The 17,947-nt window shown below is 66.3% G+C and carries 23 protein-coding genes and 2 pseudogenes; 8 read left to right on the forward strand and 17 right to left on the reverse strand.

Translation table 11 applies throughout. The features are described 5' to 3' along the window. Nucleotides 1-43: 43 nt before the first annotated feature. The 12 genes and pseudogenes from OWR29_RS39645 to OWR29_RS39700 all read right to left on the reverse strand — a co-directional run bounded on the left by OWR29_RS39645 (nt 44) and on the right by OWR29_RS39700 (nt 8,177). A complete protein-coding gene (locus OWR29_RS39645) occupies nt 44-508 on the reverse strand; it encodes a toll/interleukin-1 receptor domain-containing protein (RefSeq protein WP_267568736.1) in 465 nt (154 codons plus the stop codon). After that, a pseudogene (locus OWR29_RS39650) lies at nt 494-1,345 on the reverse strand (protein kinase domain-containing protein); the annotation flags it as partial. The pseudogene OWR29_RS39650 and the gene OWR29_RS39645, both read right to left, overlap by 15 nt. Nucleotides 1,346-1,585: 240 nt before the next feature. Then, entirely contained in the window at nt 1,586-1,801 is a 216-nt protein-coding gene (locus OWR29_RS39655; RefSeq protein WP_267568698.1) for a hypothetical protein, read from the reverse strand. Nucleotides 1,802-1,878: 77 nt separating this feature from the next. Next, the gene (locus OWR29_RS39660) at nt 1,879-2,328 is read right to left on the reverse strand and encodes a hypothetical protein (protein WP_267568699.1); all 450 of its coding nucleotides are present in this window, start codon (nt 2,326-2,328) and stop codon (nt 1,879-1,881) included. Continuing rightward, nucleotides 2,321-3,013 carry a hypothetical protein gene (locus tag OWR29_RS39665; RefSeq protein ID WP_267568700.1) on the reverse strand — a complete coding sequence of 231 codons (693 nt, stop codon included), beginning with the start codon at nt 3,011-3,013 and terminating at the stop codon, nt 2,321-2,323. Before OWR29_RS39665 ends, OWR29_RS39660 begins: the two co-directional genes overlap by 8 nt. A gap of 219 nt (nt 3,014-3,232) precedes the next feature. Beyond that, complete coding sequence (locus tag OWR29_RS39670) at nt 3,233-4,513, reverse strand: NACHT domain-containing protein (protein ID WP_267568701.1); 1,281 nt, start codon at nt 4,511-4,513, stop codon at nt 3,233-3,235. Then, nucleotides 4,476-5,027 carry an NACHT N-terminal helical domain 7-containing protein gene (locus OWR29_RS39675; RefSeq protein WP_267568702.1) on the reverse strand — a complete coding sequence of 184 codons (552 nt, stop codon included), beginning with the start codon at nt 5,025-5,027 and terminating at the stop codon, nt 4,476-4,478. The genes OWR29_RS39670 and OWR29_RS39675 overlap by 38 nt, the downstream gene beginning before the upstream one ends. Before the next feature lie 124 nt (nt 5,028-5,151). After that, complete coding sequence (locus OWR29_RS39680; protein WP_267568703.1) at nt 5,152-5,697, reverse strand: CGNR zinc finger domain-containing protein; 546 nt, start codon at nt 5,695-5,697, stop codon at nt 5,152-5,154. Beyond that, complete coding sequence (locus tag OWR29_RS39685) at nt 5,684-6,391, reverse strand: hypothetical protein (RefSeq protein ID WP_267568704.1); 708 nt, start codon at nt 6,389-6,391, stop codon at nt 5,684-5,686. The genes OWR29_RS39680 and OWR29_RS39685 overlap by 14 nt, the downstream gene beginning before the upstream one ends. Before the next feature lie 59 nt (nt 6,392-6,450). Beyond that, the gene (locus OWR29_RS39690) at nt 6,451-6,993 is read right to left on the reverse strand and encodes a DUF1877 family protein (RefSeq protein ID WP_267568705.1); all 543 of its coding nucleotides are present in this window, start codon (nt 6,991-6,993) and stop codon (nt 6,451-6,453) included. A 197-nt stretch (nt 6,994-7,190) separates the two neighbouring features. Next, nucleotides 7,191-7,658, reverse strand: a complete 468-nt coding sequence (locus tag OWR29_RS39695) for an ATP-binding protein (RefSeq protein WP_267568706.1) — start codon at nt 7,656-7,658, stop codon at nt 7,191-7,193. A 177-nt stretch (nt 7,659-7,835) separates the two neighbouring features. Continuing rightward, nucleotides 7,836-8,177, reverse strand: coding sequence for an STAS domain-containing protein (locus tag OWR29_RS39700; protein WP_267568707.1), 342 nt, complete (start codon nt 8,175-8,177; stop codon nt 7,836-7,838). 265 nt (nt 8,178-8,442) lie between these two features. On the opposite strand from OWR29_RS39700, the gene OWR29_RS39705 reads away from it, so the two are divergent. The 3 genes from OWR29_RS39705 to OWR29_RS39715 all read left to right on the forward strand — a co-directional run bounded on the left by OWR29_RS39705 (nt 8,443) and on the right by OWR29_RS39715 (nt 12,609). After that, nucleotides 8,443-9,186: an ATP-binding protein gene (locus tag OWR29_RS39705; RefSeq protein WP_267568708.1), complete on the forward strand. Its 744-nt coding sequence runs from the start codon at nt 8,443-8,445 to the stop codon at nt 9,184-9,186. A gap of 290 nt (nt 9,187-9,476) precedes the next feature. Then, nucleotides 9,477-10,187, forward strand: a complete 711-nt coding sequence (locus tag OWR29_RS39710) for an SDR family oxidoreductase (protein WP_267568709.1) — start codon at nt 9,477-9,479, stop codon at nt 10,185-10,187. Nucleotides 10,188-10,506: 319 nt separating this feature from the next. Further along, a complete protein-coding gene (locus tag OWR29_RS39715) occupies nt 10,507-12,609 on the forward strand; it encodes a substrate-binding and GGDEF domain-containing protein (protein WP_267568710.1) in 2,103 nt (700 codons plus the stop codon). A gap of 481 nt (nt 12,610-13,090) precedes the next feature. Here OWR29_RS39715 and OWR29_RS39720 read toward each other — a convergent pair whose 3' ends face one another. The 5 genes and pseudogenes from OWR29_RS39720 to OWR29_RS39735 all read right to left on the reverse strand — a co-directional run bounded on the left by OWR29_RS39720 (nt 13,091) and on the right by OWR29_RS39735 (nt 15,724). Then, nucleotides 13,091-13,432 carry a histone-like nucleoid-structuring protein Lsr2 gene (locus OWR29_RS39720; RefSeq protein ID WP_267568711.1) on the reverse strand — a complete coding sequence of 114 codons (342 nt, stop codon included), beginning with the start codon at nt 13,430-13,432 and terminating at the stop codon, nt 13,091-13,093. A 181-nt stretch (nt 13,433-13,613) separates the two neighbouring features. Next, nucleotides 13,614-13,925, reverse strand: a complete 312-nt coding sequence (locus tag OWR29_RS39725) for an aldo/keto reductase (RefSeq protein WP_267568712.1) — start codon at nt 13,923-13,925, stop codon at nt 13,614-13,616. A 136-nt stretch (nt 13,926-14,061) separates the two neighbouring features. Next, nucleotides 14,062-14,799 (reverse strand): STAS domain-containing protein, encoded by a 738-nt coding sequence (locus OWR29_RS39730; RefSeq protein WP_267568713.1) that lies wholly within the window; start codon nt 14,797-14,799, stop codon nt 14,062-14,064. Nucleotides 14,800-15,067: 268 nt separating this feature from the next. After that, nucleotides 15,068-15,444: pseudogene (locus tag OWR29_RS48350) on the reverse strand (TetR family transcriptional regulator C-terminal domain-containing protein). A gap of 10 nt (nt 15,445-15,454) precedes the next feature. Next, a complete protein-coding gene (locus tag OWR29_RS39735; RefSeq protein WP_267568714.1) occupies nt 15,455-15,724 on the reverse strand; it encodes a hypothetical protein in 270 nt (89 codons plus the stop codon). Nucleotides 15,725-15,848: 124 nt separating this feature from the next. On the opposite strand from OWR29_RS39735, the gene OWR29_RS39740 reads away from it, so the two are divergent. From OWR29_RS39740 to OWR29_RS39760, 5 genes are all read left to right on the forward strand, one after another. After that, on the forward strand, nt 15,849-16,094 hold the full coding sequence (locus tag OWR29_RS39740; RefSeq protein WP_267568716.1) for a hypothetical protein: 246 nt from the start codon (nt 15,849-15,851) through the stop codon (nt 16,092-16,094). 336 nt (nt 16,095-16,430) lie between these two features. Then, nucleotides 16,431-16,835, forward strand: a complete 405-nt coding sequence (locus tag OWR29_RS39745; protein ID WP_267568717.1) for an alpha/beta hydrolase — start codon at nt 16,431-16,433, stop codon at nt 16,833-16,835. A 4-nt stretch (nt 16,836-16,839) separates the two neighbouring features. Next, on the forward strand, nt 16,840-17,415 hold the full coding sequence (locus OWR29_RS39750) for an alpha/beta hydrolase fold domain-containing protein (protein WP_267568718.1): 576 nt from the start codon (nt 16,840-16,842) through the stop codon (nt 17,413-17,415). Continuing rightward, on the forward strand, nt 17,412-17,567 hold the full coding sequence (locus tag OWR29_RS39755) for a hypothetical protein (protein ID WP_267568719.1): 156 nt from the start codon (nt 17,412-17,414) through the stop codon (nt 17,565-17,567). Before OWR29_RS39750 ends, OWR29_RS39755 begins: the two co-directional genes overlap by 4 nt. 29 nt (nt 17,568-17,596) lie before the next feature. Next, complete coding sequence (locus tag OWR29_RS39760) at nt 17,597-17,875, forward strand: alcohol dehydrogenase catalytic domain-containing protein (protein ID WP_267568738.1); 279 nt, start codon at nt 17,597-17,599, stop codon at nt 17,873-17,875. The last annotated feature ends 72 nt before the right edge of the window (nt 17,876-17,947 follow it).

A 17,947-nucleotide genomic window follows, 5' to 3' on the forward strand; every position in this document is an offset into this window, starting at 1 on the left:
TGGTGGTAGGTGACGTCGTCGATGCCGTGGCAAGTACGCCTTTTCAGGTCTGGATCAGCGCGAGTAGACGGTCGGCGTAGCGGCGGTCGGGCTTGCGGCCGCCGCGCACATCGGCATAGTGGGTGTCGTAAAGGCCGAAGAAGACCTCGCCGGACAGCCATAGCGGCAGGATGGGCTTGTCGCGGCGGCGGGCGTGCTCGATCTCGTTGCGGACCCAGCTCGACTTCTCGGCCTCGTCCGTCATGATCACGACGAAGGCGGAGCAGCCGTCGATCTGCTGCTTGATCACGTCGGGCCACCGGGCGCCGTAGTCGAGGCGGTGGTCCATCCAGCTTTCGACGCCGTGCGAGGCCAGGTAGCTCGCCAGGTCGGCTGCGTAATCCCGGTCGGTGTGGCTGTAGCTGATGAACACGAATCCGCTGGGAGCACTGTTTGGCACCCGCGCGTAGCCGATGTTGCGGGCGGTTCCGCTCGCAATGATCGCCGGAGTCGGCGGCTTGGCCAGCACCGCCCGCCCGGCGATGTGACGCAATGCGTCGGCCCGCATCTCCTGCGCACTCTGGTAGCGATCCCGCGGATCTTTCGCCAACGCCTGAAGCACGATGGCGTCGACGTCCCGCGGAATGTCCACGACCAGGTCGCTCGGCGCCTGGGGTTGCTCCTGCACCTGCTTGTAGGCAACGTCGACCGGGTTGTCGGCAACGAACGGCGGCCGCCCGACCAGCATTTCGAAGAGAACACAGCCGGCCGCGTAGACATCGGAGCGCGCGTCGACTGCCTCGCCCCGCGCCAGCTCAGGTGAGAGGTATTGCGCCGTGCCGATGACTGAGTCCTTGTCAGCCGCATCGGCCCGGGCTTGGGCGACACCGAAGTTCAAGACCTTGACGTGGCCGGTCTGCGCGATCATCACATTTCCCGGCTCCATGTCGCGGTGCAGATATCCCTGCCGGTGGCTGAACTCAAGGGTGGCTCCGGTGTCGGCGATGATCTCGAGAGCCTTGCGGATCGGCAATCGCCCCTCGTCGGCGAGCACTTCCCTGAGCGTGCGCCCTCTCACCAGCTCCAAGACGATGAACGGCAGCGGCTCACCCGACGGTGACGTGTCTTCGCCCTTGTCATAGACAACGACAATTGCCGGGTGATTGAGGATCAGTAGATTGCTTACATCACGGCGGAAAAGCTCGAGGAACCGGGCGTCGCCGGCCAGATCGGACCGCATCAGCTTGAGCGCCACGTCACGGCCGAGCCGCAGATCACGGCCGAAACGGACCTCAGCTGTGCCGCCATAGGCTAGGAGCTCGCCGACCTGATACCTGCCGCTAAGCAGTCGGGCCTGCGCCGTCATAGCGATCGTCGTCCTTCGCCGGCTAGATTACGGCCTCCAACTGGAGACCCTTGCGCAGGGCTAACAGTACGACAGCGACGCTCCGGCTCCAGAGAGTGTCTGAGGCCGAGGCGTTGCGATCATCAGCGAAGTTGGACCGCTAGTGCGACCGGCCGCTACGGCGCGGGCGGTTCTCGCTCTGGCCGACGCACCGAACCCGCCCTGCGGGTGCTGTTCGGCATCAACGGCCTCGGCGACTGATCAGACGGCTTGCGGATCATCGGCGCCTTCGGTTCGAGCATGTACGCGGCTGCTCAGCTCGGCGAACGGGCCTTCAGTTCGTCCGACGCCCTGCTCGGCCAAGGCAGTCAGGAACCTGGCGGCGTGCGCGACCGCGCGCGGGCCGTGCCCGGTCAGCTCCAGCAGGGCGAGCAGGGCGGTGGCGGCGTCGGCCAGATCGGCGCGGGTCACGGCCACGGTTCAGCGGACGTTGACGTACGTCCACAGCGCCTCCTCGAGGTCGGCCGGGGCGGCGGGAAGGTTGGAGAACATGCTCACTGCCTCGGCGGACGCGGCCAGAAGGTCGGGCCGTCGTCACGGTCCATCGCCAGCGCACCGCTGCGGGTGAGTTCCCGGGCCAGCGAGACCTGGTGGTCGGGGTTCAGCTCCGCGGCCGTGCGCCAGGTCGCCACCGCCGACGCTGACGCGGCGGCCGCCCGGTCGGCCTGCCCGGTGAAGCTCAGAACCGAGGTGAGCGCGGATTCGGCCTGGGCCAAGGCGTAGGGCTGAACCGGTTCCTCGCTCAACACCGCGACCGCATCGGCGATCATCGCCTCCGCTCGGGCCGCGTCGCCCAAGGCGAGCACGATCCCGGCGGTGTTGACCAGAGCGGTGCCGAGCCGTAGGCGGAACGCGGGCTGAGCCCGGGCGAGCTGCCGGTACAAAGCGATGGCCTGCTCGAGCTCCTCGACCGCGACCTCGCATCCGCGCCGCAGGTCAGGCATGGGGAGGTGGGGGCGGAGGGACGAGCCTGGCCGGAGGCGGCAGCGATTGCCCGGCGAGCAGCCGCTGCAGCTCGACGCGGGCGTCCGTCAGGTCGGTGTTCCAGCCGCGGTGTGTCGACAGGTCACCTGTCACCCGGATCAGCGGGACGAGCGCATCGAGCAGACCGTCGCGCTCGGCGTCCACCAGTAAGGACGCGGTGCGCAGTTGGCGGCCGGCTGTGCTGCTCGCCCGTACCTTGAGGTCGGGTACGGGCTCGCACTGGTGGTCGGACAAATCGTTGTCCGGGTAGACGTGCAAGCCGATGCTCTCGTTCACGCTGACTGACGAGCCGTCCTCGCGGGTGATGACCACGTCGCGGGTCTCGCGGACACGACGTCCGCGCAGGACGGAGACCACGGCGTCGAAGTCCAGGCAGGAGCGCCACAGCGAACTGTGCCGCGCCCACGCGGCCAGCGGGTCGGCCGCGTGGGGGAACAACGCGCGCACGCCGAGGGTCTCGCGGGCCAACGTCAGCAGGAGGACCAGGTTGACGCTGTAAGTGGCGGCACGCGTGGGCGCATCCAGCGTCATCGGCTGGTACGCGGGAACTACGCTGCTCGGCCGCAGATCGAGGGCGGCGTCCAGAGCCGTGACGAGCGCGTCGTAGGGGTCGGCGGTCAGACGGCCCCGGACGAACGCGAGCACCTCCTAATGTTCGGCCAGGACGAGTCCGAACGACAGGATCGCGTGCAGACGGTCGCCGGTATGTCCGGCCTCGGTAGCCAGCGCATGCAGCTCGAACGCGATCAGCCGCGCGGCCAGATACTCGCCGAAGGTGGCGTGCAGGAACTCGAACGACCGCAGCTGCGCCGGGCCTGTCCGGGCCCGGTTCTCGGCGACGAAGAAGAACCCGCCGATCGTCTCCTAGGCCGGAGTCGGGCCGTCGTCGCCGGTCCGCGACGCGACCCCCAGCGCGACGAGGTCCGCATCCAGGTCGGCTTCGGACACCGACTGGCGCTTGCGGTTGAGCATGGCCAGCGCGGCGACCGACAGCCGGCCGAGGTCGTGTTCCACCCGCTCGGCCAGCGGCGCTCCGGCCAGGCGGGGTTGCTCTCGCCGCGCCTCTCGCTCAGCGAACGTGATCATCAGGCGCTCGTAAAGTTCGGCCCCGCCGATCCGCTCGTCGGCCCGGGTTAGTTCGTTGGCCTGGGCGTCGTACAGGGCGAGCATGAGCAGCAGCAGAGGCTGCTCCGCCAGCTCCGGCTGGCGCAGCGCCACGTCGCGACTGCGCGACTCCAGGCCACGCTCGGCGAAGTACCGCCGGTCCGTGGTGTTCCACACCGTCAGCCACGCGATCACCTGTTCCGGCGCGAACGGCTGCATCTGCAGCACCTCGGTATCGGCCGGGATGACCAGACGATGATGCACACCGGTGCGCCCGGTGACGATCGCCGTGACCGGCCGGCCGAGATCGAGTTCCCGCAGCTGGAATTCGGCCACGCGCACGAGGTAGTCGCTCTCCTGATGCCCGGCGGCGGACATCATCTCGTCCAAGCCGTCGAAGATCACGACCGGCCGCCGGCGGCCGGTCGAACGCAGGAACTGCGGCCAGCTCACCGATTCGCCGGTCGCTTGTCTGATGGCGTCCTCGATGTGGCTTTGCACGTCCGCGCCGACGGGCACGTCTCTGAGCGGGACCCGAACCGCGATCAATCCGTCCGTCTCCGACAGGCGGGCCGCCAGGACCCGGGTCAGCATCGACTTCCCGGCTCCTGGCTGGCCGAGCACCATCAGCGGCGTCCGGTGCGCGGACTGCCCGCCGACGCGGTCGCTCAGGTAGGTGACCAGATCCGGACGTGGTACCGCACCGTCCAGGTACAAGGTCAGTGGGTCGTCGCTGTCGGTGCGGAAGGCCGGCTGGAGGTACGCCTGGCGTAGCGTCGGCAGGGTCAGGCCGCCCGGCACGCCGGGCCCGCCGAGGACCGGCCGGTCGAGCGCTGCGCTCTGGTGGCGCCTGAGCAGCGCGACCTCGGGCGTCAACTCCACAAGCCGGTGAAGGGTCTGCGACCGCCCATCCTGATCCAGCCAGGCTGCCACCTCGGGAAACTCGGCAGCGAGCCGGATGATCTCCCCGCGGTACCGGGTGACGGCGGCGTCCGGCAGGTCGTCACGGATGATCCTGGCGATCGTCGCGCGTTCGGTCACGGCAAGTTGCTCCCACGCCGCCAGTCCCTCGGTAGAAGGTGAGCACCCGCTCGGACAGGGCGGCGTACCAGGCCCGCAGAGCGGTGTGTTCCTGGTCGGCCGGGATCGGAGCGAGGGCCGACTCCAGCACGGCCGACGCGGCTCCACCTTCTCGGGCGGCTGGCCCGTCGGCGACGGTCCGCGACTCCTCCCGGCTGAGACCGAACTCGGCCGGCAGGCTCTCGCCGAGCACCTCGAAGTAAGCGGCGATCACGATCAACCGGTGCGCGGCGTCCAGGCGGGTCAGGCGTTCCGTGCCGCTCGCTCCCTGCCACCGCTGAGGCAGGTGCCGGGCCACCGCGCAGGTGAGGCGGGCGAACTCCGCGCGCGCGTCGAACCACCCCACCACGTCGGGAAAGTGGATCAGTGACCCCAGCATTCCGGTCGTGCTCAGCTTGTCGAAGGCGTCAGCCCAGCGTTCGGCGGGACCGCGGAGCAGGGCGACGGCGTCGGCGTAGCTGAGCGGCTGGTCCACGCGGCCTTCCCCGGATCTCGGCGGTCGGACCTTCACGATTGTCACACCCGCCCGCGACGAAGGGCGAAGAGTGTCCGTCGGCCGTTACCGCCGGTGGCCACCGCTTCGGTGGGCTGAGCTCGGATCAGCGCCCCGGCTGCGTCACGTTGCGCGACGCTCGTTCACGAATGCGGAAGGCCGCCCCCTTGGCTCGGTTGCCGCAGTCTCGCATGTCGCACCAGCGGCGGGCGGCGTTGCGAGAAGCGTCCTGGAAGACCCAGCCGCAGTCGAGGGCGTGGCACGCTTTCACGCGCGGCCAGCCGGGTCTGGCGGCGGCCCGCAGCAAGGCTGTCAGACCGGCTGCGGTAATCGCGTCGCTCAGGCCGGTGGCTCGAGCCGGGCGCAGCGACACGTGTGAGCCGGTCACCTCGGGGCGCAGCGACAGGGTGGCCAGCAGGGCGTCCCCGGCCGGGTCCGGGTCGAGGTGGACGCCGTTGTTGGTCCACGTCAGGCGTCTGATGAGGGATCGCAGCGCGCGGAGGCGTGCGACGGATCGGGGCTGATCGGGGCCGGTAGTCACCTCGTCGGCGGGCCACCAGGCTCGGACCGAGTCGGCGTCGGCCAGTTCGTCGGCGTCCTCGTGGCCGGTGTTGGCGATCGCGATCAGCAGCGCCTCGTCAGTCGGCAGCAACGGGGTCCACCGTTTCGGCGCGGGGGCGGGGGAAGCGCGGGACGAGGTCGCGTCGGAATTTGCGCAGGCGGCGGACGAAGATGGCGATCAGCGCCACCGCGGTCAGCACGGCCACGACGACGCCGGCGGTGATCTGCAGCCACGTCGCCAGGCCGAGCGCCTGGCCGATGATGACGGCCAGCACGCCGCCGAGGACGGCGTTGACGATGCCCACGATGACCGGGGAGCCGGCGAACAGGTGGGTGGCGCCGACCCGGCGGCGGAAGTTGTACGTCTGCAGGACGCTCGCCTCGTCGTCGTAGTAGCCGGTGACGAGGTACTGGTCGAGGCCGGGCACCATTTCGACGTACGCGTTGCGCAGCCGGTTCATGCCGACGACCAGCCAGGCGTCCTCGATGTCGGCCTCGAGCAGTCGCAGGTAGGTCGCCGCGCCCAGCAGCAGGACGAGCGGGAGCACCAGCAGCGCGATGATCCGGAAGTTCTGCCCGAAGCCGGTCGCCTGCACGACGAGCGACAGCGCCACGACGGTGGCCGAGAGGATCGCGAGGAACGTTCCCGTACGGCTGAAAATCTCTTGCCAGATGGCGCCTCTCGTGGCCAGCAGGCTCCAGTGCTCCACGCCCAGGATCTGAGCGCGAAGCGCATCGTCGCCGGGCGCGGGCGGCGGTGGCGGCACGACCGGCTTCTTCATCATGATCGGCAGTTTGCCCGAGCGCGAGCTAACCGGTCAAGGCGTTACGCCGGTTTGCCGGGTCACGCGGCCCAGAAGATGGTGCACTCACCGCGACGCGCGGCCGCGTTGTAGAAACCGACCAGGTCGTCGTAACTGCCGGCCAGCCGAGTCCGGTAGGAATCGACCTGCTCGTCGGAGAACGTCGGCGTCCTGGTCCGCTCTGGCGGCAGCGGCTGCCGGTACGTCGGCGATGCGAAGTCGTAGTCGACCTGCACCGTGTCCCGCTCCACCAGCGCTCCCCGCAGATGAGGGGCGAGCGCGGCGAAGGACGTCCGCTCGAGCAGCGCGGCCGCCTCCACAACTTGGTCGGGATCCAGGGTGCGGGCGTCGCCTCCGGCCCCGAACGCGGTCTGCTCGTCCGGGAAGTACGCCCCGGACAGAAACGGGTTGATCCGGAAGCTGGCCGCGGCGAACAGGGGCCGGAACAGCTTCCACTCCCAATCGAGTTCGAGACGCTGCGACCCACCGAACGTTGTCACCCGGTCGTATGCGGTTGACGGGTCGCCCCGAATCTCCTCCCGGAGTTCCGGCGACAGACGGACGACATCGCCGAGCAGGCTCATCGCTTACCTCTTCGTGAATACGGGCCCGTCGTGCTCGCGGGGAGGATGACGCTATTTCACGCCGGTTCGAGGAAAGTTAAGGTCGCGGCTCTCCGGCGGGTGGGCGGACGGTGATCTCGTCCAAGTCGGTGTCGGTCTGATGTCGGCGGCCCCTTTACCTGTGCTCTGTGGCCAGTAGCGGCCACCACGGCGGCCGCTTAGAGCAAAGGGGCGTTGATGTCGAATCCTCGGCGCCATGCTCTGCTGGCGTCGATATGGAAGCTGGCCCAGATGTGTTTGCTCAGCAACGCTTCGGTCCAGCCGCACATGGATGCCACATGACGGATGAGGTGCAGTCCGTATCCGTCCGAAGGTGACCAGCGCAGCGGCCTGGGGGCCGGCGGCGCACCGGGATGATGATCGACGACATCGATGATGAAGGACGTGTTGGTACGGAGCAGTCTCAGCTTCACCGGGGGTCTTCCGTGCTGCCAGGCGTTGCTGATCAGTTCGGTCGCGGCCAGAGGCACCCCGAACATCACCGCGGAATCCACCGGATGAGTGTGATCCCTGGACTCGGTCAGCAGCTGCCGCAGCTCTGCCCGTAGCCCTGACAGTGGACTACCTGGCCGTGGGAGCCAGCAGTGCAGCTCATCTGCGGGTGACGGAAGTGATCGCCTTAACATCCGGCCCGCATGCCCCGTTCCCCGAGGATCACACCCCTGCAATGACTCTGGTCGACGTCGATTCGACGGTAATAATGCGGCTGCTGGTGACCAATTCCAGGGCTGCGGCGCTACGGGGCGCCTCACCTGAAGCAGCCGCCGTCTCTGGTAGCAGAAGCTGGCAGGCCGCTCGCGGTGTTACCGGAGGTCGCGCATTAGTTCGTCCATGCCGATGATGTGGAACACCCGCCGTACCACACCGTTGGCGTTAATCAACACAAGAGTCTTGCCGACTTGCTGAGCGGCGACGTACCCGTCCAGGATGGCGCTGATGGCCTCGGAGTCGATGAAGGCGACATCTTTCAGGTCGACCATGGTCCGCCGGCTGGACTCACGGTCGACGATGTCGAGCAGTACTTCGCGTACCGCATCACGGGCGCCAATGTCGAGTTCACCGGTGAGTTCGACGTAGCTTTCGACCACACCATCACTGCCCGGAGCTGCGGCTTTTCTCCTGATGGTGAAGTAGTCGTCGTCCATCCTGCTTTTCTAGCACTTGCCGTGCAAAAACTCCCCCTTGGCCAGCATCGGTTCGGCATCGCTCGACCATCTTTCTGACCATCCGTGGCCGGGCAGTAGCCGGGCGCTGACCGCCTGCCACCTCATGGAGGCACGGCGGGTCGTTTGCCGTAGGTCGCAGCGGGCATACCCTGACTCTCGGAGGCCAACGGTTCACCCCGTGGTAACGGCTCTCAGGTTCATCAACTTGTGACTCCGCACAGGTGCGAGCGCAGGAGGACTGAGCATGCCAGGAACCGACGATGCCATGTCGTGGCGTCATGATATCCACGACGGATTGTCAACGCTGGCCGTGCAAGGTTCCTTGACCCAAGCCTCCGGCCAGGTGCTGTACGACGTGCTGGTTGATGTCGTGCAGCGGCGGCCTGCGGTGCTGATCGACGTGTCCGGGCTGACGATCGCCGACCGCGAGGCAATGACGGTGTTCACCAGGATCATGGCGGTAGCGGTGCAGTGGCCGGACGTGATGGTCTTGGTCTGCGCCCCCGCCACCGACGTCCTGCCCTTGCTCGAGGCCGACATTTTGGATCCAAGGCTGTTGTTCGGCAGTCTCGCTGCTGGCCGCTCGGCTGTACAGGCCAGGGTGGCACCGATGACTGAAGAGCTGCTTCCGGTCGCCGGTGCTGCTCAGCGTGCCCGTGCGGCAGTCATGGATGTTTGCCGACAGTGGGGTGAGCCCGACCTTATCGACGATGCGATGCTGGTCGCCAGTGAGCTAGTGACCAACGCGGCAGTTCATGCCCACACCCTCATCACGCTGGAAATCCGGCTACGCCTGTGCCACCTGCACATCGCCGTGTTCGACGGCTCCCCCGCCGCCGCCACACCACGGAAGATTGAGCCCGATGTCAGCGGTGGCCGTGGCCTGCCACTAGTCGATGCCGTCTCCGTCAGATGGGGATCAACTACACTGCCCACCGGCAAAGTGGTCTGGGCGGCACTGGACCGCCCACCACCGCTCGCCGCATGAGTCAGACAAACCAGATCCGCCAGGGGCAGCTGACGCACCGCATGGAGCCGTCGGCGCACTCATTTAGCCGCAGATAAAGCACGGTCGGGTGCGTCGAGCGCGACCGGTTGGTGACAGGCGGCGGTGTGGCTCGAGCAGAATCCGCCCTTGCAGGGTAGGCCCGGTCCGACCGGCGCGTTCGAAGACGGTCGCCGTTGGCCGTGAGCGGCTGTACCACTCTGCTGCCGACGACGCGCGCAGTAACCTCAGCATGGTCCGTCGGTCAGACTCAGCGCTGGCATGCTGTAGACATGAAGGAAGCTCATGCCCTCGTAATCGGCGCTTCCAGCGAGATCGGGAGTGCCATTGCTGTCGAGCTTGCATCCCTGGGCATGTCGATGAGCCTGTGGGGCCGTGACCGCGAACGCCTGCGGCGGGCCGCGGCGCTCTGCCGGCAAACGGGCCGGCACTGCTCAGTCGATATGGTCGATGTCGCGGACTGCGCCGCGGTCGGCCACGCGATCCAAGCGGTGGCCGACCGTGGCCCTCTGACCGTCGCGGTGTACGCGGCAGGAATGTTCGACTGGGCGCCGGCGCAGACCGCCGACCCGGCAACTTGGCAACGTGTCATTGACGTCAACCTCACCGCTGCCGCCACCGTAACCTCCCACGTGCTGCCCATGTTGATCGCTGCCGCGCCCAGCAGTCTGGTGTACGTCGGGTCCGGCGCCGCTCACCGCGCGTTCGCCAACAACGCCGCCTATGTGGCCAGCAAACACGGCTTGGCCGGGCTTGCCGAAGCGGTGTTCCTCGATGTCCGTGACCTTGACGTGAAAGTCAGCCTGATCTCGCCGGGCATGGTCGCCGCCGGCGCCAGCCTCAACACACCAGCGGGAAAAGACCGGCCACACGAGCTGCTCGCCCCCGCAGATGTCGCCGAGGCTGTGCGGTTCGTTGTCACTTTTCCGGTCCGCGGGTGCCCCACCCAGATTCGGCTTCATCCACAACGCACGCCCAATTAAGAGCAAGAAAGCCGAATCCGGCAGTCAATGATCGGCTGCGCTATTCTGCCGCCGATAGAGCGCCCGGGCGCCGAATACCGGCCGCCTGACACCAAGCGGTCGCGCCACATTGCGCCGCCGCCGAAGCAGTCAACGACGTCGAAGAGCCACTTGGCCTGACACTGGAGCAAGCGACCCAGCTCAACCTACTGCTCGAGATCGTTCTCTTCAGGACGTCGCACGGCTAATGCTAGAGCCCTTGTCCCTGGTGTAGTTGCAGAGTACGAAGAGCTGCTCGATCACAGCTAAGGAAGCGGTCGCGGCGGTCGATGGGGCCGATATGGGGTCCAAGGATGGCGTCGGCGTACTGGCACCCTTCGTCGGCGGCACCTACTACGGCACGCTAGTCGCCGGCACGCTCACGGCGGCGGCAGCCCAGAAGCTCCCCCTGTTCGCGATACAAACCCTGGACGCGGCGGCCGACCTCACCGTCAGCGGCGGCAGCCCGGCCTTCGACGCCTCAGTGGCCTGGGACCACATCGGCGGTTTCGTCGTATTCGCCGACGCCGTGAACCCCAGCTATCTGCACCGGCTCGGCCGCGCGGGCAAGCCGGTGGTGCTGGTCGGCCACACGGTCGCCGGGCTGAACCGCCCCGCTGTGCTGGCCGACAACGGCAACGGCATGCGAGCCGCCGTCACCCACCTGATCCGCGAACATGGCTGTTCCCGGATCGCTTTCACCGGGTTCCTTGAAGCAAGCGATATCCGGGAACGACATGAGGCGTACCTCGAGGTGCTGCACGAGCATGGGCTGACACCTGGGCCGCTGCTGCCCGCCACCAGCAACATCGAGATGGGCATCGAGTGGACCGCGGCCGACTGGCTCCGTCACGGCAGACAGGACGCCCTCGTCGCGGCGACCGACCGCAACGCGATCGGCGCTCAGCGGGCGCTCGCGGCGTCCGGCCTCAACTGTCCTGACGACTATCTCCTGACTGGCTTTGACGATCTCGACCGGTCCAGCTTCGTTCGGCCTGAGCTGGCCACCGTCGCCCAGCCGCTCGACGCGATGGGCCGTCTAGGAGTTGATCTGCTGGTACGTGAGATGCGGGGAGAGCCGGTGCCGCCGGTCGAGCACCGGCTGCCGACCCGGTTCGTCCGACGTACATCTTGCGGGTGCACAGCCTTCGCCGAACGGCTCCCGGAGTTGCCGACGGCCGACCCGCGTCGTCGCCTGGCCATCCGCCTAGCCGATGTAGTCGTGTTCGATTCCGGCATCGACCCCGTTGCCACGGGTGCGATCGTGGCCGACGCACTCGATGCCGCCGCCGTTGTGCCTGCAGCCGAAGTTCTGCACACGCTGCTTGCGGCGAGCCCGACCCAGGAAACGCTGCGGGTAATATGCCGTGCGGTTCAGGAATACGCGGCCTCGACGACGGGCGCACTCCGCGGCATTCAAGACATCGTGATGTTTCTCGGGCGCTCGTTCAACCGGCTACAACTTGGTGACCAGCTGCATCTGCGTTCGCTGATCAGCGTGAACTATGACCTAAGCATCACGCTTCTCCACCGCCGCGAAGTCGACCCACGAGATCCTTCATGGTTGGCTCTGACCCCGGCCACCGCCGGTGCGATCGCCTTGCGCGACCGGGCCGGAGACCTCGTCCGCACTCCCGGTTGGCGGCGGCACCCCGGTCCTGCGATCCCCGCCGGTCCTACGTCCGCCGAGGCCTTCCCTCCGGACGAGCTCATAGAAGCTACCGATCCCGGCAAGGCGATCTTCGTCGTACGGGCGAAAGTGTCCGAAAGTGACCGCGGATGGCTCGCCCTTGTCGACCGGGTCGAGAATCGCGTCGAGGACGGCCGGGAGCTCGTCAACCAGTGCGCGGCTCTGCTCACCGTCGCGCTCGATCGGCGTGAGCAGGAGGCCCGGTTGCTGTGGGCGGCTCAGTCCGACCGACTGACCGGCCTGCCCAACCGCTCCTCATTCACCGCCGCACTTCCCGCTGCCGTCGGCCGCCCCGGCACCGTGCTGTTCATGGACCTGGACGGCTTCAAACAGGTAAACGACACCCTGGGACACCACTCCGGAGACGAACTGCTCATCCAGGTCGCCGATCGCATCCGCCATTGTCTGCGCGAGTCGGACCTGGCCGCCCGCTTCGGCGGTGACGAGTTCGTTGTCCTGCTCCGGGACACCACCCCCGGCGCTGCTCTGAACAACCTGATTGATCGTCTGCGCACGGCGATCAGCGCCCCTTACCAACTGGGCGATCGCACAGCACAAATCGGCGTCAGCATCGGTTACGCGGACTGCGCGACTGGCATGAGCGCCGACCAGCTCTTACGCGACTCGGACACCTCGATGTATCGAGCTAAAGCTGGGCGGACCGGCGCGGCGATCCCCGCGGACCGAGGTCTGCTCGTCCAGGACCGGTTGTAAGGACGATCCGGCGTCGGCGACTACTTACGTCTTGACCCGTGCCGCGGGGTCGTGGACGGTTGGATTCTACTTTTTATGAGCCGTTCGGACGGTCAGTGCTGGTGACGATATGGACGTCGTGGTGGGTAGCTGGGCGGTTGCTGCGGCGCCCAAGTCGTCGTCCGGGCCAGGGTCGTGTGGTTTTCGCTACGCTGGCCGGCGGGAGTGCTTGTCCTAGCGCGCACGTACCGAAACTCTCCGCAACCTTTTCGACAGCCAGCAGGTGGAGGTCAGAGTCGCTCAGGGCAAGAATGTCCCACAGGCGGCGAACATCCACCCATGCGACTCATAGCCTGCGAACGGCGACCTGACTAGTTCAGCAAGTCGCCGTTTACCGCAATGCCGTCGCAGCCTTGCCCCTTGCAGCAACGTCCAAGTATGCTTCGCTGTCTTCGTGTGTAAGCAGCAGATGATCTCGGAGGGTCGTGATTAGTCGGCTGATTCAGCGTTTGGCGTCAAAAGCTTCCACGATCGAGGTGGGAATGCGTCCTCGTTCTGAAACCTCGTAGCCGTTCTTCGCGGCCCACTCCCGGATAGCTCGGTTCCGGTCCCGGTCTGCTCGCGCCGGCGCCGACGGGCGAGACGCGATGCGCCCACTTCCACTGGTGCGACCCACTCGAGAGGCCACCGCCAGATAGGGGTCGAGGGCCTTGCGGAGCTTGCCAATGTTCTTCTCGGACAGATCGATGGTGTAGTTGACACCATCGAATCCGAACTCGAGCGTGCGGTCGGCGTCGCTACCGTCGAGGTCGTCGGTGAGTACCGTAATGACTTGCTTGGCCATGAGACTCTTCTCCAACAAACATCGTGCACCCGTAACGGTGCGTTCAATTCCTGAAACGATAGCCGATGCGCTGATCTAACAAGCCAGCGCATTTACTGACGCCCACCCGATCAAGATCACAGCATGCCGCCGCCGGGCGGCTCATCTAGACCCGGGCCGTTTCGGACCGGGCCGGCGGTGGTCAGTGTTCGGCGCCGTAGTTCAAGGTGTCCGGGTTGGCTCCCGTGCGTCCCTTGTCGCCGCGGTCGAGGGCGGTGATGCTACCCATCGCGCCGCCGTCGAGCTCGAAGTCAAAGATCGCGAAATTCTTACGGACCCGCTCGGCCATCTTCGATTTCGGGAAGATGATGTCGCCGCGCTGGATGTGCCAGCGCAGGACGACCTGCGCCAGGTTCTCCCTTGTCTGGCGGGCGATCTGTGTGATCACCGGTTTGGTGAATACCTCGCCTTGAGCGAGCAATATCTTCGCTTGGCGCCCCGGCGCAGTTTTCACGGCACCGGGGGACGCGGGCCGAGCCATCGCCCGTAATCAGGGACGTCAGCAAGGTCATTGAGGAGGAACGCAACGCGGCCGTCAATGACATAACACTGGGAAAGCTTCTTGGCTGGCCAACGACATCGATGTCCGATCAAAGCCGCGCGATCTTCAATGTCGCCCAGACGGCTCTGCCGTCACGGCTGGGTAAGCTGCCCCAGTGGGTGGCGAATTTTTCGACCAGACTTCGTTTGTGATCCTCGGTATCAGACAACGGGAATCGCGGCAAGACGGGACGTACCGGTGAACCATGGAGAACTGCGACGAGCAAGAATTGTGGGCGTCGGGTAATGCGCAAGGTCATTATAGTGCCGGCATTATCGACCGCGCCATTGACCAGCTCGTCGGTGACCAAGCACGCAGGAATGGCCAGGTGCAGTACACCCCACCGTAGACATGCCTCGATGGCTAAGGACCGGGCATGGCGAGCAGCACCATCGATCGGCAGCAACAGTTCGGTCAGTGTGGGCGAAGCCTCGGCGCCGAGGCGGGCGACCGCTTGGCCGGCAACGATCGACGGGTAGACCGGCACTCTCCCGTAGCGTCCGCTTTTCAGTGCCCTGGCGACGGAAGGCTGAGGCTTGCATAGCAGCAAAGGAATGGACGGCCACCTATTGGCTTGCGATATAAGAGCAGGGAATACATTGAGACTCAGCTGGTCACGTACAGTCATTGCAGACAGATCGAATAATAGAGCGGCCGGATCTTCACAAAGATACTTCAATATGCTGGTGCGCAGGCGAGCGGCTGCTGCCACATCCAGCGCCCCCCACACTCTCACGATTGCACAGCCGTTGCCGGCTTTGATGGTCCATCTCAAAGGTACGGGCATGGTCAACTCATCTCGTGACCCCGCCCGGGCGCTGATTCAATTCACGACGTCGCCGTCGCCGGTACCGACGATACTCGCCGCCGCCGGTTGGTCGTCGGTGCCGTGGTACCAGTCTGCGATGCACCTGGGATGGCGACAATGCCTTCGTTCTAGATGAAGATGTCGAACGGCAGTTGACGGCGTCGACGAGAACTCGGCGCGTGTGGGTGCCATCGAATCAGGTGATCTCTTGACGCACTAAGGTAGTCGGCGGGTCGGTCGGCACCGATCAGGACACAGGTAGTACGTCTGCAGCGGCAGCCAGCAGTCGTAGGCGAGTCAAGGTTGCGGCGCGGGCGCGGTCGAAGACGCCGGGATCGTGGCGTAGTTGGGCCTCGAGCGTTGCGCCGGCGATGAGGGCGGCAACCTCATAGAACAGTTGGGCGTCACCGGGGGCGCTGCTCAGGTGGCCGAGTCTCACCGCGGTGTGCAGTGACGCGGTGAACAGGTGCTCCCATTCCAAGCGTAGGCGCAGGAGTTCGTCACGGATGGGCCAGGCCGGGCATCGTATTCGACGAGAGCGGTCAGGGAGAAGGACCGGCCGCTGAGTTCGCCGGATCGCATGAACTCGATCCAGCTTTCGCAGAAATGCCATAGGCGAGGCAGCCCGTCGGCTCTATGTCATGGCCGGTGTGACCACCCGGTCGATGTAGAGCCTGGCTGCGACGCCGGTGACCGCCAGCTGAAGGTCAAGACGACTGGCGAAGTGTCCCTTGACGCCGCTCTTGCTGATGTCGAGGTCTGCTCCGAGCCGCGCAAGGGACAGACTGTCGAGGCCTTCCGCGGAGGCTACGTCGACCACTCTGGCGGAAATCAGTTGTCGGGTGCGCTGGCCGCGCAGGAGGCGCCCGTCGGAGATGCCGGCCGTCCCGGTTGATTGCGCCATCCGATGACGATAGCTGCAGCCGGCCGGGTCACGTGAACGCCGCCGAGCCGAACATGAAAGCCCGCATGGTCGTGCTTTCTCCGGGTAAGCGACCGGCCCACGCCGTTCCGAGTCAGGGAGTGCCATGCCTTTGTCGTACCCGACCCAGCCCGGCGACATCGATCACCTGATCGCCGACGATCACGCCATCGTCGAGCGGCAGTTCCAGCACCTGGAGGCTGGACGAGGAGACCGCCGGACCCTCGTGGACCAGATCGGCTTTGAGCTAGCCCTGCACGCGTTCGCCGAGGAGTTGTGCTGTATCCGGCATGGCTCGAACTGGGCATGGAAGAAGAGAACGAGGACGCCCGCGGGGAACATCAGCGAATGAAGGACCTGCTGATGACGCTGGACAAAAATGACCCCGGCGAGCCGGAGTTCGAACCGGCCCTCGCCGAGCTGATCCCGCTTGTCCGCCATCATGTGCACGACGAGGAGGATCAGGAGCTGCCGGAGTTCCGGTCCAAGGTGGGTGCGCAGCGGATGGCCGAACTCGGTAAGGAATTCCTGGCCGCCAAGCGTCAGGCGCCGACCGCCGCGCACCCGAGCGCGCCGGACGGTGGCGGCGTCGAGAAGCTCGTCGGTGCGCTGACCAAGCCGATTGACCAGTTCAAGGCCGTCGTCAGCGGAAAGAAGACACGGCTGGCCACCGACGGTTCAGGAACTCTTGGACCCGCAGGCACAGGCGATCGTCAACGCGCACAGCGAACTCGGGCCGCAGCCGTTCGAAGTCTTGGAGCCGGCACAAGCGCGGCGACAGCCAGGACCGGACGACGCGGTCAAGAGAGTCATGGCCGACCGTGGTCTGGACGGCCCGGAGCCAGTCGGATCGGTCGAGGACCTGACGATTCCCGATGCCGCCGATGGCGCCCAGACGCTGCGCGTCTACAAACCCGAAGGGGTACAGACCGGCGCACCGATAATCGTTTGGGTCCACGGTGGCGGGTGGGTACTGTTCGACATCAACACCTACGACGCCTCGTGCCGAGGTCTGTCCAACAAGACCGGTGCGATCGTCGTGTCGCCGGACTACCGGCGGGCACCGGAGGCAGTGTTTTCCCGCTTCCCATGACGACGTGCTGACCGCATACCGGTGGACGGTTGCCAACGCCGCACAGCTCGGCGGTGATCCGGCCCGTGTCGGCATCGGTGGCGAGTCGGTCGGCGGGAACATGGCGGCGGCCACCGTGCTGCAGCTCGCCGAGGCGGGTGAGCAGATTCCGCTCGCGCAGGTATGTGTTTACCCGGTGACCACTGCGGAGCAGTTCGGTGAGTCGATGGAGGATGCCGCCGACGCCCGGCCGCTCAACCGTGCGCTGCTGTCCTGGATGGCGATGCACGCCTTCGAGGGAAGGCCGGACGCGGCCGAGGACCCGCGGATCGCCCTGCTCGACTGGAGCGACGAGCAGCGCCGGCTGATGCCACCGACGCTGGTCATTACCGATGAGCAGGACGTGCTGCGCAGCCAGGGCCAGCAGTTCGCCGAAGACCTGCAGGCCGCCGGCGTCGCGACAACACACCGCTACTACGCCGGAGTGATGCACGAGTTCTTCGGTGCTTCCGCAGTGCTGGACAAGTCCGAGCAGGCGCAGCAGGAGGCCGCCCAACACTTTTTGACCGCCTTCGACAGTCAAGGGAGCCTGTCGCGATGAAGGGTCTTGTCTACCGGGGCACCAAGCAGGTCGCCATCGAAGAGGTGCCGGACGCCGGAGTAGAAGGACCGCTGGACGCGGTCATCCGGCTCACCACCACGAACATCTGCGGCTCCGACCTGCACATATGTACGCGGGTCGCACTGCTGTAGAGCAGGGCACGGTGCTGGGCCACGAAAACATGGGCATTGTCGAGGAGGTCGGCCCGGGCGCCACTCAGGTGAAACCCGGTGACCGGGTCTCGGTGCCGTTCAACATCGCCTGCGGAACCTGCCGTAACTGCCAGTCCGGGTGGTGGTCGTCCTGCACCCGCACCAACCCGACCGAGGGCATGGACGGCGCCGCCTACGGATACGCCAACATGGGGCCCCTACGCCGGCGGCCAGGCTCAGTACCTGCGGGTGCCGTACGCCGATGTCAATCTGCTGCACCTGCCACCCGGCACGGAGTTCGTGAATGACTTCACGATGCTGTCGGACATCTTCCCGACTGGATGGCACGGCGTCGAACTGTCGGGTTTCCAGCCCGGGGA

Origin of the sequence: Paractinoplanes pyxinae (assembly GCF_026626335.1) — a bacterium.
Taxonomy (GTDB): Bacteria; Actinomycetota; Actinomycetes; order Mycobacteriales; family Micromonosporaceae; genus Actinoplanes; species Actinoplanes pyxinae.

Bases quoted from the DNA above. Each gene is read 5' to 3' on its own strand.
- OWR29_RS39660 (WP_267568699.1), bottom strand. From the start codon at position 2,328: ATGCCTGACCTGCGGCGCGGATGCGAGGTCGCGGTCGAGGAGCTCGAG.
- OWR29_RS39685 (WP_267568704.1), bottom strand. From the start codon at position 6,391: ATGATGAAGAAGCCGGTCGTGCCGCCACCGCCGCCCGCGCCCGGCGAC.
- OWR29_RS39690 (WP_267568705.1), bottom strand. From the start codon at position 6,993: ATGAGCCTGCTCGGCGATGTCGTCCGTCTGTCGCCGGAACTCCGGGAG.
- OWR29_RS39695 (WP_267568706.1), bottom strand. From the start codon at position 7,658: ATGTTAAGGCGATCACTTCCGTCACCCGCAGATGAGCTGCACTGCTGG.
- OWR29_RS39700 (WP_267568707.1), bottom strand. From the start codon at position 8,177: ATGGACGACGACTACTTCACCATCAGGAGAAAAGCCGCAGCTCCGGGC.
- OWR29_RS39705 (WP_267568708.1), top strand. From the start codon at position 8,443: ATGCCAGGAACCGACGATGCCATGTCGTGGCGTCATGATATCCACGAC.
- OWR29_RS39710 (WP_267568709.1), top strand. From the start codon at position 9,477: ATGAAGGAAGCTCATGCCCTCGTAATCGGCGCTTCCAGCGAGATCGGG.
- OWR29_RS39715 (WP_267568710.1), top strand. From the start codon at position 10,507: ATGGGGTCCAAGGATGGCGTCGGCGTACTGGCACCCTTCGTCGGCGGC.
- OWR29_RS39720 (WP_267568711.1), bottom strand. From the start codon at position 13,432: ATGGCCAAGCAAGTCATTACGGTACTCACCGACGACCTCGACGGTAGC.
- OWR29_RS39730 (WP_267568713.1), bottom strand. From the start codon at position 14,799: ATGCCCGTACCTTTGAGATGGACCATCAAAGCCGGCAACGGCTGTGCA.
- OWR29_RS39735 (WP_267568714.1), bottom strand. From the start codon at position 15,724: ATGGCGCAATCAACCGGGACGGCCGGCATCTCCGACGGGCGCCTCCTG.
- OWR29_RS39740 (WP_267568716.1), top strand. From the start codon at position 15,849: ATGCCTTTGTCGTACCCGACCCAGCCCGGCGACATCGATCACCTGATC.
- OWR29_RS39755 (WP_267568719.1), top strand. From the start codon at position 17,412: ATGAAGGGTCTTGTCTACCGGGGCACCAAGCAGGTCGCCATCGAAGAG.
- OWR29_RS39760 (WP_267568738.1), top strand. From the start codon at position 17,597: ATGGGCATTGTCGAGGAGGTCGGCCCGGGCGCCACTCAGGTGAAACCC.